Annotated in this window: 14 protein-coding genes and 2 pseudogenes; 7 read left to right on the top strand and 9 right to left on the bottom strand. The window is 42.9% G+C overall.

Annotation, left to right across the window (positions count from 1 at the left end; all coding sequences use genetic code 11):
• Window positions 1-761: 761 nt before the first annotated feature.
• Window positions 762-847: pseudogene (locus RMZ95_RS31645) on the bottom strand (IS5/IS1182 family transposase); the annotation flags it as partial.
• An 81-nt stretch (window positions 848-928) separates the two neighbouring features.
• Between RMZ95_RS31645 and RMZ95_RS31640 the strand changes: the two are divergent.
• Entirely contained in the window at window positions 929-2,134 is a 1,206-nt protein-coding gene (locus tag RMZ95_RS31640; RefSeq protein WP_322670144.1) for a sigma-70 family RNA polymerase sigma factor, read from the top strand.
• Between the two features lie 7 nt (window positions 2,135-2,141).
• Window positions 2,142-3,323, top strand: a complete 1,182-nt coding sequence (locus RMZ95_RS31635; protein ID WP_322684016.1) for a DUF1822 family protein — start codon at window positions 2,142-2,144, stop codon at window positions 3,321-3,323.
• A gap of 523 nt (window positions 3,324-3,846) precedes the next feature.
• Here RMZ95_RS31635 and RMZ95_RS31630 read toward each other — a convergent pair.
• The gene (locus tag RMZ95_RS31630; protein ID WP_322670146.1) at window positions 3,847-4,368 is read right to left on the bottom strand and encodes a phosphoribosyltransferase; all 522 of its coding nucleotides are present in this window, start codon (window positions 4,366-4,368) and stop codon (window positions 3,847-3,849) included.
• Window positions 4,369-4,444: 76 nt separating this feature from the next.
• Here RMZ95_RS31630 and RMZ95_RS31625 point away from each other — a divergent pair, with 76 nt between their 5' ends.
• Entirely contained in the window at window positions 4,445-5,896 is a 1,452-nt protein-coding gene (locus RMZ95_RS31625; RefSeq protein ID WP_322683644.1) for an MFS transporter, read from the top strand.
• A gap of 129 nt (window positions 5,897-6,025) precedes the next feature.
• On the opposite strand, the gene RMZ95_RS31620 is transcribed toward RMZ95_RS31625, so the two are convergent.
• On the bottom strand, window positions 6,026-6,838 hold the full coding sequence (locus tag RMZ95_RS31620) for a pentapeptide repeat-containing protein (RefSeq protein ID WP_322670148.1): 813 nt from the start codon (window positions 6,836-6,838) through the stop codon (window positions 6,026-6,028).
• Window positions 6,839-6,848: 10 nt separating this feature from the next.
• Window positions 6,849-7,490, bottom strand: coding sequence for a hypothetical protein (locus RMZ95_RS31615; RefSeq protein WP_292856419.1), 642 nt, complete (start codon window positions 7,488-7,490; stop codon window positions 6,849-6,851).
• Between the two features lie 520 nt (window positions 7,491-8,010).
• On the opposite strand from RMZ95_RS31615, the gene RMZ95_RS31610 reads away from it, so the two are divergent.
• The 3 genes and pseudogenes from RMZ95_RS31610 to RMZ95_RS31600 all read left to right on the top strand — a co-directional run bounded on the left by RMZ95_RS31610 (window position 8,011) and on the right by RMZ95_RS31600 (window position 9,968).
• Complete coding sequence (locus tag RMZ95_RS31610; protein ID WP_322683645.1) at window positions 8,011-8,241, top strand: hypothetical protein; 231 nt, start codon at window positions 8,011-8,013, stop codon at window positions 8,239-8,241.
• A gap of 90 nt (window positions 8,242-8,331) precedes the next feature.
• Window positions 8,332-8,655 (top strand): annotated as a pseudogene (locus tag RMZ95_RS31605) (nitrogenase component 1); the annotation flags it as partial.
• Between the two features lie 53 nt (window positions 8,656-8,708).
• Window positions 8,709-9,968 carry a glycoside hydrolase family 10 protein gene (locus tag RMZ95_RS31600; RefSeq protein WP_322670186.1) on the top strand — a complete coding sequence of 420 codons (1,260 nt, stop codon included), beginning with the start codon at window positions 8,709-8,711 and terminating at the stop codon, window positions 9,966-9,968.
• Between the two features lie 171 nt (window positions 9,969-10,139).
• On the opposite strand, the gene RMZ95_RS31595 is transcribed toward RMZ95_RS31600, so the two are convergent.
• The 5 genes from RMZ95_RS31595 to RMZ95_RS31575 form a co-directional block, all read right to left on the bottom strand.
• Window positions 10,140-10,331 (bottom strand): DUF6887 family protein, encoded by a 192-nt coding sequence (locus tag RMZ95_RS31595; protein ID WP_190942379.1) that lies wholly within the window; start codon window positions 10,329-10,331, stop codon window positions 10,140-10,142.
• A complete protein-coding gene (locus tag RMZ95_RS31590; RefSeq protein WP_292828677.1) occupies window positions 10,328-10,504 on the bottom strand; it encodes a DUF6888 family protein in 177 nt (58 codons plus the stop codon). The genes RMZ95_RS31595 and RMZ95_RS31590 overlap by 4 nt, the downstream gene beginning before the upstream one ends.
• Before the next feature lie 5 nt (window positions 10,505-10,509).
• Complete coding sequence (locus tag RMZ95_RS31585) at window positions 10,510-11,991, bottom strand: site-2 protease family protein (protein ID WP_322683646.1); 1,482 nt, start codon at window positions 11,989-11,991, stop codon at window positions 10,510-10,512.
• A 306-nt stretch (window positions 11,992-12,297) separates the two neighbouring features.
• A complete protein-coding gene (locus tag RMZ95_RS31580) occupies window positions 12,298-13,320 on the bottom strand; it encodes a spore photoproduct lyase family protein (RefSeq protein ID WP_322670187.1) in 1,023 nt (340 codons plus the stop codon).
• Between the two features lie 103 nt (window positions 13,321-13,423).
• Window positions 13,424-13,780, bottom strand: a complete 357-nt coding sequence (locus tag RMZ95_RS31575; RefSeq protein ID WP_322670153.1) for a hypothetical protein — start codon at window positions 13,778-13,780, stop codon at window positions 13,424-13,426.
• A gap of 471 nt (window positions 13,781-14,251) precedes the next feature.
• On the opposite strand from RMZ95_RS31575, the gene RMZ95_RS31570 reads away from it, so the two are divergent.
• Entirely contained in the window at window positions 14,252-14,377 is a 126-nt protein-coding gene (locus RMZ95_RS31570) for a hypothetical protein (RefSeq protein ID WP_322683647.1), read from the top strand.
• Window positions 14,378-14,400: the final 23 nt, after the last annotated feature.

Below are 14,400 nucleotides of genomic sequence, written 5' to 3'. Positions count from 1 at the left end.
TACCTTTCATTTTTTATAGCAAGAATTTTGTAGTCACGTATTGAAACCCACGTGCTGCTGGTGCGATCGCAAAATCTTGTATTTTTGATGCATAACAGCCTCAGCATTAAATATCAGCATACTGGATATTGACCACTACGGCATAGCCACAGGCATATCTATAAATATTTTATGTGCCTAATAAATCAGGAATTCGGCACATTGATGGTATCTTGAACAACAGCAATCCAGTTCCTGTTTAAGAGAATCTCCACGTAAAATGCGCCGATTCCCAACTGAAGGTCGCGATTCTATCCTAACGTGTACTCAGACAGATTGCCTTTAATCTGAATCTTGTCCAACTCGCTGGGTGCGAAAGCTTGAATAATCGCAAATTGGTTAGACGCAGTGTAGAAACTGCCAAGCACAAATATATCTTTACTACCTCCAACGATCAGTTTATCCTCTAAGAGGATGCTTGAAAAGTTTTTTAGAGGTAAAATATTATGCTAATAGCCTCATATAATGCGGATCATGGCAAGATAAATAAAAGTCTCCGATGTTTCGGGCAATAACTCGCGTATCTCTGATTAATCGCTGATATCCCATCAGCCGACCAAAAGTTTGTTCTGACTTTTCACGGTAAGTCTTCAAACACCGAAAAAGCGTGGCTTTTTCCACAAGATAATTATCAATAGCTCTGAGCTAATGATAATGGTTAACAGAAAAATCAGGGCTTGGAAACCCTCAAAATGACCTTTTCCACATACCGTGAAAAGTCAGAAAGTTTGTTCGACTACCCAACGTTTTCAAGCAAAACAAAGCCTTTGGCTTCTTCTGGTCGCAGAACCACCTGCACAATCCAACGGCAAAAGTTCATCACCCATTACATAAACCAGGACTTTTTAGTTGATAACTTAAGACTTATGCAAGAATGAGTAGTTATTTTATGCGTACTCGTAAAAGTATCAATGAATTATTTACAACTTTTTTACAATTAGATGCTGACAGAATAATTGGTTGGGCAATCGATCCTAAACTACGGCGAAATCTACTTAATTGTCAGGCAAGTCTATCGCAGCCAGAACATTCAGAGAATTTTTGGATATGTTATTGGTATAAATTGTGGCAGATTCAACCAGAAGGTCTGGCAAGAGAACATTTTTCGGCTTATTTACAAGAACCGTGTTATTGGGCGGCTTACAAAATAATTACTAATCTTTCTGCTACTCAATACACAGTATCTGACTGCTTTCAAATGGTCATAACTAGTGTAGATAAAATTTTAAAAGGATTTAAACCCAACATGGGTTTTAATTTGAATAATTATGCGAGTGCAATTTTCAGTAACGAGATTAAGGAAATACTGCGATCGCACAATGAAATTGATATTAGTACTAACTGGCGATTGTTACGGAAACTGACTCAAAAGCGTCTGGTGGAGTCTTTACAAAATGTTGGCCTGAGTGGAGAGACAATACAACGCTACGTATTAGCTTGGAAATGCTACCAAGCACTATATGCTCCACAGCACCCTACAGGTACTCGCCAACTGTCAAAGCCAGATGACTCTACATGGATTGCGATCGCCCAGCTTTACAATTCGGAACACCACACCCAACTTTCCCAACCAGGGATGGAGTGCAACCCGCAAACGATAGAAAAATGGCTGGTTGCTTGTGCCAAAGCAGTACGAGAATATTTTTACCCCAGTATGGCTTCTCTGAATGCGCCTAGAGGGAATGACGATTCTGGAGAGTATCAAGATATATTACCGCAACTGAAGCAGGACTCCTTAATGACGGAAATCATTGCTCAAGAAGAATTGCTTGAGAGACAGTCAATGCAATCTCAAATCAGCAATGTGTTAATTGCAGCGTTGGACAACCTGGATGAGGAGGCACAAAAGATAATAAAACTTTACTATAGCCAGAATTTGACTCAACAGCAGATTGCCCAACAGATGGGAATTAAGCAATATACCATTTCTCGTAAACTCGCCAAAGCAAAAGACTCGTTACTACTCAAGCTGGCAAACTGGAGTAAAGAGTCACTGCATATTTCTCTAAACTCACTCATACTTAACTATATCAACACCGTTTTAGAGGAATGGTTAAAAGCTTACTATAGTCTTTCCTCCTCTAAGTTGGAGTAGTATCAACATGATGTTTAATCCAGGCACAATCAATTTAATAAACTCTACACATTTGTGGTTAGAAATTCCTGAAACCGAGCAAACCAAACTTTGGCAGCAAAATCAAGCGTTTTCGACGAGTAATCGCCGTTGGATGGCATATCTCAACCGCTTGAGCTTGAATGCTTTTCTGCCTTGGCTACGATCGGAACATACTCCCAATGCTGCTGTTTTTCCTAATATTGCCGCTTTGCCCAGCGTTTGGGAAGTAGTCGATGGCGTAGCGATTTCCCTGGAAGAAAAACGGTTGGTATTAATTCCATCTGAAGCAGCAGATTTAAGCGAACTGCGCGTTCCTCAGGAGTGGGTGGATATTCCTACCTGGACAGCAGATTATTATCTAGCGGTACAAGTTAATTTGGAAGAGGGTTGTATACGGATTTGGGGATATACGACCCATACTCTACTGAAAAGTATGGGTAGTTACGATGCAAGCGATCGCGCTTATTGTTTGGATGGAGAGGATTTAATTTCTAACCTCAATATCTTGTGGATGGCAAGTCAATTATGTCCCGAAGAAGCGACCCATGCTGAAGAAACTGTACCACTGCCAGAATTAGCCCTCGCGCAAGCACACAACTTACTTCAACGTCTAGGAAATCCTAAAGTCATTTTACCACGGCTAGCAGTACCATTTTCAATTTGGGGAGCGCTCCTAGAACATGGAGGTTGGAGACAGCGATTGTATGAACAACGCCAGGGACAACAACAACAGTGGTCGATTAATCAATGGTTGCAAACTGGGGTGTCAGATTTTGCACAGAAATTTGGCTGGGCGAGTATCGAGTCACAGTCAAATTTTGCATTAGCTAGGAGTTCACAGCAACCATCAACATTGCCAATTTTAGTGCGGAAAGTCACCATTGCCGGCCAACAATACAAATTGCGCGTACAGCCTAAAACTAATATTGAAGATAGAGTATGGCGCATTGAACTGCATAATGCAAGCAAAGGCGAGATGATTCCCAGTGGATTTAAATTGAGACTTTTGACAGAAGATTTACAACCATTTGATGGAAACCAAGTACAAGCAAAAACTGCTGTAGATAGGCTTTACATTGATGTAGCTCTGGGCGATCTTCAAGAAGGATTGGTTTGGGAGATAGAACCGACCCCAGAAAACTTTGAACGCGAAATCTTACTTTTTTAACTCACCTTCCGCACCCCAACTGTCACACATCAACAAAAAGCGGACAGAGATAGTACACAGGAATTAAGTTCGATTCAAAATTTAACAGATTTAATGTCACTATGACTACATTGTGATTGGTGCCTGTTAGTCCGGCATGGCTAGAGAAACTCGGCTATGAAAAGCCCCAAGAGGAACAGGTACGCATGGATATAATATACTACGCGCATCTATCGCCGCAAACCAGGAAACCTCCAAGACGATCTCTCGACAATCATCACACCTCTCCCTAACTGGCGCTGTGGAGTCATATTGCCTCAAGAAGGCGATCGCTGGATCGTGAGCATTGCTGGTTATCTGGGCGATCGCTACTTAGTAAATTAACGTGAGTTCGACAAGCCCTTTTTTGACCTCTCCCCCAACCCCTCTTGGACACCCAGAGAAGAGCCAAAACCCTAATTTCTCGTTGCTCCTCCCTTTCCCCGTGGGAGAGGGAGGTTGTCCGGGAGAGGTTCATCGAACTCACGTTAAATTAGTCCAATAATCAACACAGTTGGCTTACCTTAGCCGCAAGTTCTGCGGGGTTCATCTGCTCGTAATGTTCAAAAGGTTGATGAATCCAGGGGTTATCAGGTAGATAATCAACATAATAATTGGGTGCTATAACTGAACAAGCTTTATACCAAAGAACGGCGGTGCGAATTTCTTCAATGGGAAAATCAGTATTTTGTTTGAGCCAAGGTATAGTTTGCTGGAGTGTTACCCCAGAGTCTACTAAGTCATCCACTAGGAGAATGCGCGAACCTAACTTTTCCGCAGTCATTGTCAAGTGACGGGAGAAAATTAAATTACTTCTTTCTTGCTTACCAGTGCCATTGTAATAAGATGAGGTTGCTAAAATTGCTAGCGGCTGCTGGTATATACGGGAAAGAATATCTCCGACTCTTAGTCCTCCTCTGGCAAGACAGATAATCTGGTTAAATTCCCAACCGGATTCATAAATCTGAATAGCCAGTTGTTCAATTTTTTGGTGATAATCTGACCAAGAAACATAAAGGTCTGGCATAAGTCTAACGGGAGTGGTAGATGGCAGTATTGAAGGCGATTGCAGACTTTTTATTTTAGTATGAGTGCAAAGTTTTATGAATAATTCTGCTGCTGATGGCGATGCCAAACGAGATCCTCTCAGTGAAAAACTCGACTTAAAAACAAAGTTGGCTTACGGTGCAGGAGATTTAGGCCCAGCAATTACTGCAAATATCTCCGTCTTTTTTCTGCTGGTTTTCTTCACGAATGTTGCTGGTATCCCTGCGGGTTTAGCTGGCAGTATTTTGATGATTGGCAAAATCTGGGATGGCATAAACGATCCGTTTGTCGGGTTCCTGACTGATAAAACGAAATCTCGGCGTTGGGGTCGTCGTCTTCCTTGGATGTTTTATGGGGCTATTCCCTTTGGAGTTTTCTTCTTCTTGCAGTGGATTGTACCGCGATTTAGTGCAAATCAGAGTGATAATATTTGGCCATTATTTTGGTATTACGTAGCGATTGGGGTGATATCTCAGGCGTTTTACACAGTTGTGAATTTGCCCTATACGGCGATGACTCCAGAACTGACTCAAGATTACGACGAACGCACCAGCCTTAACAGCTATCGCTTTACATTTTCTATTGGTGGCAGCATTTTATCGTTGATTTTAACGCAAATTGTTTTTTCTCAAATTAGCGATCGCCAACAACAATATCTTGTTTTAGCAGCCATTTGTACGGTAATTTCGATTTTCGGATTATATTGGTGCGTTTTTGGAGTCCGCGATCGCATTTTGGCTTTTGAAGCTAAACGCAGCCAAACCGAGGAACCTGCATCTCTCCCCTTCTTTGAACAGCTACAAATTGTCTTTAGTAACCGACCTTTTTTATTTGTTATTGGTATATATCTTTGCTCTTGGCTAGGCGTACAGGTAACAGCCAGCATTATTCCCTATTTTGTAGTCAATTGTATGGGTCTTAAAGAATCAGACGTGCCCACAGTGATGATTGCAGTCCAAGGAACTGCTTTGGTGATGCTATTTGTCTGGGGAGGGTTGAGTAAAAAAATCGGCAAAAAAGTTGTTTATTTTCTGGGAATGAGTTTGTGGATTATAGCAGCCGCCGGACTATTTTTCTTACAGCCTGGTCAAATAGTTTTGATGTATGTGATGGCTGTGATGGCAGGTATTGGTGTATCAACAGCTTATCTAATTCCTTGGTCAATGATTCCAGATGTGATTGAATTAGATGAACTGCAAACCGGACAACGCAGAGAAGGCATTTTTTATGGCTTCATGGTTTTGCTGCAAAAATTTGGTTTAGCTTTGGGACTCTTTTTGGTGGGAAATGCTTTGCAAGTAGCTGGTTTCAAAGAATCTGTAGCCGGAAGTCCATTACCCATCCAACCGGAATCAGCACTGTTTGCTATTCGCGTTGCTGTTGGCCCCATACCGACAGTTTGTTTGATTTTTGGCTTAATTTTAACGTATTTTTACCCAATTACCCGCGAGATGCACGCCCAAATTATGCTGAAACTCAAAGAAAGGCAAGAGAACAGGGGGAGTTAAAGAGCGGGGAAGGGAGTAGGGGGCAGGAGGCAGGGGAAGAATTTTGAATTTTGAATTTTGAATTTTGAATTTTTAACTTTTGACTAATGACTAATACCTATTAACCTTTTCCCCAAACCCAACTCTGAGTTAAAAATGCACAAAACGAGTGATATTAGGCATAATTGTTTCTTGAAGATTTACGCCGCTGAGGTTAGCTCCCCGAATGTCAGCTCCTCTAAGGTTAGTTCCTCTAAGATTCGCTCCTGCCAAATTCGCATCTCTAAGGTTAGTCCAACTCAAATCAGCTTGACTCAAATCAGCTTCACTTAGGTTAGCCCGCAACAAGTATGCACCACTGAGGTGAGCCTTGGTCAGATTAGCTTTGTATAAGTCAGCTTTGTAAAGATAAGCCCCTAAAACATCTGCTTGGTACAAACTCGCTTCACTGAGGTCAGCTGCAATCAAATTAGCTTCAATCAGGTTGGCAAAAGTGAGGTTAGCCCGAATCAACTTCGCTGCACCTAAATCGGCATCTCTCAAGTTAGCGCTTTTTAAGTCAGTGCCAATTAGATTAGCAGATGCGATCGCAGCACCTCTAAGATCCACCCCACTTAAGTCAGCTCCAATCAAATTGGCATGACTCAAATCTGCCTGCGTAAGTATAGCGCCACTCAAGTTAGCAACACTGAAGTTAGCCGCACTCAGGTTAGCTTCATTCAAGAAGGCTTTATAAAGGTTGGCACTACTGAGGTCAGCACCACTGAGGTTTGCCCGCACAAGTAAAGCATTACCCAAATCAACTCTTCTCAAGTTTACCCCTTGGAGGTTTGCACCTCTGAGGTTATCGCCTTGCAAATTCGCGGCGCTCAGGTCTGGTTCAATCTGGGGATTTTTCTTTCTCCATTCAATCCATTTAACTGCACCTGCTTTGAGTAAAGTTAGATGCTCTCGATTTGCCATTTTCTCTCCTTTACTCCTGACGCCCACCCAGAGAATTTACCCGACCAGCGACACTTTCAATAGCCGTTAATGCTCCTGCTGCTCCTGCTAGGATATCCTGTTCTTGTCCACCTAAGTAAAGCCGTCCAAAACTACCTACAGCTTGAACTTCTAAAATGTTAATCCTCGCTGCTTTTTCCGCTTCATTAGCAGCTAGTGCGGCGTAAGCAGCAGGCTCCACTTCTAATACATACAGCGTTTGACCTGCTAGTAGTAGCTGTCCTCGGCGCGTGCGATTAATCAGTTGGGTTTGATAAGCATCGATGTTGCGGATAATCTGACTAGAAATAACCCGCGGTTTCAGACATTCCTCTCTTCGGACTCCCAGTGCCGCCAAAATAGCTTGACCAGCAGCTCTAGTTTCGCCTTGGGAGCTAGAATGAACTTCCAATAGTCCATATAGTCGTTCCACTACCTGTACTCCCGGACGGACAGAGGCAGATTTCAGGGCGATATCCGTAATTTTATTAATTTCGATACCAGGAGATATTTCAATCCACAGCGATGTATCTCCTGGTAATGGTAAGAAGCCTTGGGCTACTGTTCCCATATATGCTGCATGTTGAGGTTGCAGGCTGTCGAGAAATACGAAACTGCGTAATTCTATGCCCAAGATTTTGCTCTCCAGTGGTGGGGGTAAAAGTTATCTATATGCGAGATATAAGTGCCTAACTTGACAATATAGGGTATAAAAAAGCGCAAAATCTGTTAAACGGATCTACACCCGTATGTCAAATGGCAATTATAGAAGCTAATGCTTATTTAAAAGACCATTGTCGTCTTGGGATAAAATCTACTTTGAACGGACGACATAATTTTTGTTTAACACGGCTGCTTTGTAAACATCTTGACCCTTTTACATTACCCCAGTTTTACCCCAAATATTTCCCCAACATCTCCCAACTGGAATCGCAAGGAATTTAGATACCAATAAATAGACATCTTGCAAAAGTAACAAATGCCAAGATGTTGGCGAAAGGGACTCATGTTAAAGGGTAAGGGAAAACTCCATACCTTTACCCTTTACCCGCAACCCCATTCCCCACAAGTATTTTCACAAACGCCCGTAAGTTCCTTTCTTTATCCTCCCAATCAGGTAAATAAGCAGATACAAAGCCCTTAAACACCTTGCCGTGGTTTGGGATTTCGACGCGATCGCCAATGTTCGGCAAAAGGGGCGATCGCGATTTTTCTGGTATATCTATCAAGTACTGGGCAAGTCTCTTTCTGGTAAGACATTATCTATGCTGAGTACCCACGGTATGCCTTTGTCAATTGGAGAACTGAGAGTAATTTTAGCTCTATTGGCAAACTGTTTTAAGCGATCGGCAAATTGGGGAACAGCTTTCATGATATTGCGATAACTTTCCATGCTATTACAAATCAGGATCGACGTCAAAACGCCACTATTTATTTGGAAATACCAATGACAACTCGATAACAAAATCCGTGTCATGCGATCGCTTGGAGTTGAAATTCACTCAGCAGTAACAACAACACGCTTTCCTTTGCTCGAAAAACTGCCGATCGAGAGCGTTACTATCGGCGATTTGGAAGACTTTGAGCAATTGGCGGTTGGGTCTGATTTACTCATTACCAACTCTCATGGAGTAGCGATCGCTCAACGCTTAAAAATTCCTCTCTATCGTCAAGGAATTCCGATTTTTGACCGCTTAGATGGTGGTGAGTTCTGCAAAGTTGGCTATCGAGGTACTATGCAACTTTTATTTGATATTGGCAATCTGTTTTTAGAGCAGGAAACAAAGGTTAAGCATTAATATTATTTATCATGCCAATGTTTCCTTCACTGACACAGACATTTTAAATCATGATGAAAAGGTTTGTAGAGTGGTGTGTTGAGTTTTCCTCTTGGTGGAATATTCGCCAGAGTAGAAAGTCTCTTTTGTTTATCGTTATGCTTACCTTGAGTGCGATCGCGACACTGATTTTGTCGTTCCCATTGAACGCTCAAATAAATCTGCCGTCAACGCCAAAAGCTGAGTTAAGGGGAGTGTGGTTAACAAATATTGATAGTGATGTGTTATTTGAGCGCGATCGCCTCAAAGGATCTTTGCAACGCCTTGATGAACTCAATTTTAACACCATATATCCGGCGGTTTGGAATTGGGGATATACATTGTATCCTAGTAAAGTTGCACTAAAAGTTATCGGGCGATCGCTCGATCCCACACCCGGACTCAAAGGGCGAGATATCCTCAAAGAAATTGTCGATGTGGGCCATCAAAAAGGCTTAACAGTGATTCCCTGGTTTGAATTTGGCTTTATGGCACCAGCGGATTCTCTATTAGCTAAAAATCGTCCCCAATGGCTCACCAGTCGCAGCGATGGGACTCGGATTGTCAAAGAAGGGACACATAATCGCGTTTGGCTTAATCCCTTTCGCCCAGAAGTACAACAATTTATTCAAGATTTAATCGTTGAAATTGTTAGAAACTACAATATCGATGGTATTCAATTTGACGACCATTTTGGTTTACCATCAGAATTAGGATACGATGCTTATACAGTAGCACTTTACAAAAAAGAACACGGTGGTAAAGCTCCCTCCAAAAACTTCAAAGATCCAGAATGGATACGCTGGAGAGCTAATAAAATCACCGAGTTTATGAAGCGGGTATTTACAGCTATCAAAGCTACTAAAAAAAATTGCCTGGTTTCCGTTGCTCCTAATCCTCAGCGTCTTTCCTACGATTTCTTTTTAGCAGACTGGCAGAAGTGGGAACGGCTAGGAATCGTCGAAGACTTAGTTTTGCAGATATATCGTGATGACTTGAATGTTTTTATCAGCGAATTAGAGTATCCAGAAGTGAAAGCAGCCAAGAGTCATATTCCAGTGAGTGTAGGCATTTTGGCTGGGTTGAAAAACCGATCTATACCAATGCAGCAGATTCAAACACAAGTGCAAAAAGTACGCGATCGCAATTTTGCTGGAGTTTCTTTCTTTTTCTATGAAACCCTTTGGAATATGAGCAAAGAAAAACCTCAAGAGCGTCAAACTGCCTTTCAGAAAATTTTTCCCACACCAACAGCTTACCCGAATTTGCTAGCAGGTTGGAAACCTTTCAGTTAATTTTCCTCACAAGGTGTCTGTGAACACATCGCTTAATTTAAGCGAAGGTTCACCCCTTTGGGGTGACGCTCGCAAGCTCGCTAACGCTGCGCTAACGTCAGTCGCTCATGGGGGAAACCCCCAAGACTGCGCTGACTCACCGACAATCACTTAAGAATCTTTCATGGTAATTTAACTAGCTTGCTGTCCAAACCGTCTTTGTAAATCAGCCTCCGCTTCCTCAATAGTCATCGGCATCTGTTTTGGAGATTGGGCACGTCTCCTGTCGATGTAAATATGAAATGCTTCATCGTCGTTGCGATGCTCCAAAATATAGGTTCTGAGCTGCTCTAAAGGCATTTGTTGAAAGTTAGGTTTTGTCATAACCAAAGAATTTCTCCAGTTGGTGTTACCTCAGCTTCGATTGAATTATTCGCCAAGATATAAATATTTCTGGTGCGCTCGTCTAATCTTACAAGGTCTATTCTTTTATAAACTCTGGTAAGTTGAGCGCACACCCGAATTGCGGATATTGCTTGTTTGGGTGTAGGCTCCATAAACACTATCCTATTCCCAAACGCCCAGCCAGGCCAGGAGTAAGAGGTAGAAGCGTGGTAATCATCAAGAATAGAGCCAAAAGACCCAAAGCGGCTCTAGCATCATCGGGTTCAGTAATTTCATTCAAGCTTGGGCGTTCTTGATCCCGTTGTAAAAAGAAAATTACGATCGCCCAATACATGGCAAGAGTATTACCGAGAGACACTATTGCCAGTAAAATTAAAGTTGCGATCGTTGCTCGTCCTGCGGTTTTGCGTCCATAAATCGCCTGAATAATTCGCCCACCATCTAGTTGTCCTGCTGGCATCAAATTCAAAGCGTTAATTACTAACCCCAGCCAACCAATCACTACTAGGGGATGAACGCTTACCAAGGATGACTGCAATGCCGAACCAAGGACAACTCGCGCCAAGCTTCCCACCAAAATCGACCCTTGGAAAAACTGATTTGGCAATTGAAATAAACTACCTGGATGAGAAAGCAGCAAGCCTGTCACCAGCATTAACAAAGAGACAATACCACCTGCGGCTGGCCCTGCCAAGGCAATATCAAATAATACCTTGCGGTTGGGCAACAGAGACTCAAAGCGGGTAATTGCACCGAAGGAGCCAATTTGCACTGCGGGGAGAAAAAAGGGCCAGCTAAGGCGAATTTGGTGACGCTGGGCAAGTAACCAATGACCAATTTCGTGAGCTACTAAAATCGAAAAGATTCCAGCGCCTATGGGCAAAGCTTCTTGAAACCGCCCTGGATTGCCAAAAAAATCAAAATTCAGCAGTAATCCCGCAGCTTCTAAACTTGTGGCAATGGTCGCTATCAACAGAACACCTGCAAAGGCTTTTTGCGATAACAACATCGGCCGGGGATCGTTGCGGCTCGGTAGGACAATTACCACAGGTCTACCGTCTGTATTTTCCACTAAAAACAGACGATATTTATCGCCAAGGCGTTGTTGTAAACTTGCAGTTAGACGGTTGTGAGTCTCTTCTGGTTCTCCCCGTAGATTGCCTTTAAAAATGGCTCCATCTTGGTAGGCGATCGTTTCTGTAGCAAAAAATGTATCGATACCGAAAATACCTTTAACTGCATTCAAGTCTTCTTCTGGTATCGGTGGGATCTCCGGTTTCAGTTCTGCTACTTTTGGTTGTGGGGAATTTGCTTCAAGTGAGGAAGCAGCAGCGAGTCTTTCTGTAGCACGTTGCTTGAGGATGGTATCTTGCCCAGCTTGGCGTAACTGTCTGCCCAAATAGACGTACAATCCGGCGGAAGTCACCACTAAGAACAATATACCCGCTATATTAATGTAAATCCCTGCGGCAAACAATCCAAAAAACAGGAGCCAGGGAGTCATCAACACCACCGACTGTAACCAGGCTAAGATTCCCAGTTTACCAAAAGGTCTGGCGCGATAAAAGCCCCAGCCCAAAATGCCTAAAGCTACCAGTAGGATTGCCGCCAGGATAGAAGTTTCTGATAAAGTAAACATCTCCAAACCTTTGCTATTGAGACTAAGCCAGAACAAGTCCGGTATTGCAGATACACTTAATAATGTATAACGCCGCCTGTAATCTGCCCAAATTATCCCGCTTTGCGTGGGCGTAGCCAAACCCAGGCAACGGGTAAAAAAGTTTGTAGTCAGGACTTTAGTCCTAGATTTTTAAGCACGCTTTGTGCTTACTACAAACCCATCAAAATTAATGGGACAGACCACAAAGAGCGATCGCATCATATAGCGATCGCTCTCTCGTCCAATAATTAATTTGCTTAAACTCTATATGAGCGAAGTATTCTTCTAAGTCCAATAAAGAATTTCAGCATTTGGAAAGCGCCTACTAATCTCACTCTCAAAAAAGCTACGCAACGCCTTCATTGTGTCTTTCTCATAAACGTACTTCGTCCCACCAAACTTATTACGCTTGACACTGCGTTTTGCCTCATCCATCTCTAATTTTGATTGCGGATACCAAGTTTGTAACACTTCTTTTGACCCAGGTGTGAACCGATGCGAGATTAACTCAAAGGTAAGGTTACAGTCAAAATCAAGTGCCTCGTTTATCTGCTCAAACAAACGACTATAGTGCATTTGCCAATCGTCTATCGGCATAATTGGCGCAATAACCAAGCCTACTGGATAACCGCCACCGCCACGCTCTTGTGGTAGCGCCAACCGTCGCAATGCATTCAGTCTGGATGCTACGGATGCTGTGCCACCTTCAAACTTACCAGAAATCGGTGCGGCATTAACGCTCATCCGACAGCGAGTATGCCCATTGTGTGGTAAATCGAGTAATCCATCCACAGCATCAAACTTCGATACCCAACGTAGATGTGCATTAGGACGAGTGCCAAAGTAACGGATACATTCAGCAAGACTTCCAGTTAAATGCTCAATACCCAATGGGTCTGTATAACAGCTAACTTCAAAACTTGTGGTTTTCCCCTGTTGTTCGTAGTTAGCTAAATTCTTTAATATCTGCGGTAAGTTAGCAAAAACGCGGATGACAGGTGGCCCCGACAAGCTACCCGCTAGGTAGCAGTATTGACAATGAGCCGGACAACCCTCGGCAAGGTGAAACTGCCAATCCGCAGAAGGTGGGATCGGACTCAGTTTAAAAGAACTGGGTGGTGCAGTAACCACCGCTAAGGTACGCTTGGCGATGTTATAAGTATCCCGCTCAGATTCACCACGCAGACCCTTCAGGCGGTTCTGTGATAGTTCTTCTATTGGTAAGTTGAGTGACTGCACACGTTTAAGAATCTGCTGCCCCCAATCCTCATCTAGGGCAGCAGGTGTAAACAGTACCCGTTCAGGTATCCACAACCTTGGCGATCTTGTTTGTGTATCTGATACTGAAACTTGGTCTGTAATGGTATTCAGCAATATCTTTCTCCGTTATTTAGTTTGCTGATTTCTGCAATTAATTTTCCAGGACTTGCTTAATTCGTCGCTCTAACAAATCAAGATCCAAACTGCCTTCATCACGGTTAATTCGGCGCACAGTCGAATTAACATTAGCTAAATTAACCAATAAATCTTGAAGAATTTCCTGCTGTTGACGGGCTTGAGTAATTTCGCGTGGTTCTTGTACTAAATCACGCACGATGGTATCTTCAGCGCGAGAGGCGATAATTGGATCGTTTTGCCCTTGAACGTGAACAAAGGTTCGTCGCCCAGGCCCTCGTTCTTCTTCTATTGGTATAACTGCTGTTACTTGGTCAGAACGCACATATTTGCCAAATCCCAAATGAACTAGTTCTGATGAGAGTATTTTCATATAATTGAAGCGTTATTTTTATGTCTTACTTATATTGTAAAATATAGGGAAGTGACTTAAAGCCATAGACCATACGGGTTATACCCAATTCACTGTAGTAGTTTCCTTTCCCAATTGCTGCTTGATATCTCTATTTCAATTACACTATTCCTACCAGCTTTCGGACTTGTTCTGGGGTTTCACTGGCAGGATATTTATCTTGCTCTGATTTAATATCCTTATCTGCGATCGCGTCCACTTAGGCAAATGCCAGAACTGACAACAGTTAAATCAGTTTTAGCGATCGCACTACTATGGCAAACACCATCAGCAGTTGTCCAATCGACTGTCCAGTAATCGCTGCGATCGTGGAATTGATTTAAGGTACCGCTACAACCGTTGCTGTTTTTTCATCCACAGCCTGAAAGATGCCCCAACCTTCAAATGTTACTAGGCTTTGGGCTGAAGGTGTAAACCATTCCGGCTACCCGTGTGCAAACTCGTCCACCTTTGACGCAGGGCGCGAGAAATTGGGTGTTATGTAATTGTGCTTCTGCGATCGCAATTTGGTTGATTAGCTTACGGATGTCATATCATGTCCGCTTGATTGCTTATTAAACCCGAAGAACCCCACCCCGCCA

The sequence above is a fragment of the Nostoc sp. DedQUE07 genome, assembly GCF_034530975.2.
Taxonomy (GTDB): Bacteria; Cyanobacteriota; Cyanobacteriia; order Cyanobacteriales; family Nostocaceae; genus Nostoc.
This window is presented reverse-complemented; position numbering and strand designations above follow the sequence as displayed.

What these genes read in the sequence shown, in the direction of transcription:
- RMZ95_RS31585 (WP_322683646.1), bottom strand. Translation starts at nt 11,991, where the DNA reads ATGTTTACTTTATCAGAAACTTCTATCCTGGCGGCAATCCTACTGGTA.
- RMZ95_RS31600 (WP_322670186.1), top strand. Translation starts at nt 8,709, where the DNA reads ATGAAAAGGTTTGTAGAGTGGTGTGTTGAGTTTTCCTCTTGGTGGAAT.
- RMZ95_RS31620 (WP_322670148.1), bottom strand. Translation starts at nt 6,838, where the DNA reads ATGGCAAATCGAGAGCATCTAACTTTACTCAAAGCAGGTGCAGTTAAA.
- RMZ95_RS31630 (WP_322670146.1), bottom strand. Translation starts at nt 4,368, where the DNA reads ATGCCAGACCTTTATGTTTCTTGGTCAGATTATCACCAAAAAATTGAA.
- RMZ95_RS31575 (WP_322670153.1), bottom strand. Translation starts at nt 13,780, where the DNA reads ATGAAAATACTCTCATCAGAACTAGTTCATTTGGGATTTGGCAAATAT.
- RMZ95_RS31590 (WP_292828677.1), bottom strand. Translation starts at nt 10,504, where the DNA reads ATGGAGCCTACACCCAAACAAGCAATATCCGCAATTCGGGTGTGCGCT.
- RMZ95_RS31625 (WP_322683644.1), top strand. Translation starts at nt 4,445, where the DNA reads ATGAATAATTCTGCTGCTGATGGCGATGCCAAACGAGATCCTCTCAGT.
- RMZ95_RS31640 (WP_322670144.1), top strand. Translation starts at nt 929, where the DNA reads ATGCGTACTCGTAAAAGTATCAATGAATTATTTACAACTTTTTTACAA.
- RMZ95_RS31595 (WP_190942379.1), bottom strand. Translation starts at nt 10,331, where the DNA reads ATGACAAAACCTAACTTTCAACAAATGCCTTTAGAGCAGCTCAGAACC.
- RMZ95_RS31635 (WP_322684016.1), top strand. Translation starts at nt 2,142, where the DNA reads ATGATGTTTAATCCAGGCACAATCAATTTAATAAACTCTACACATTTG.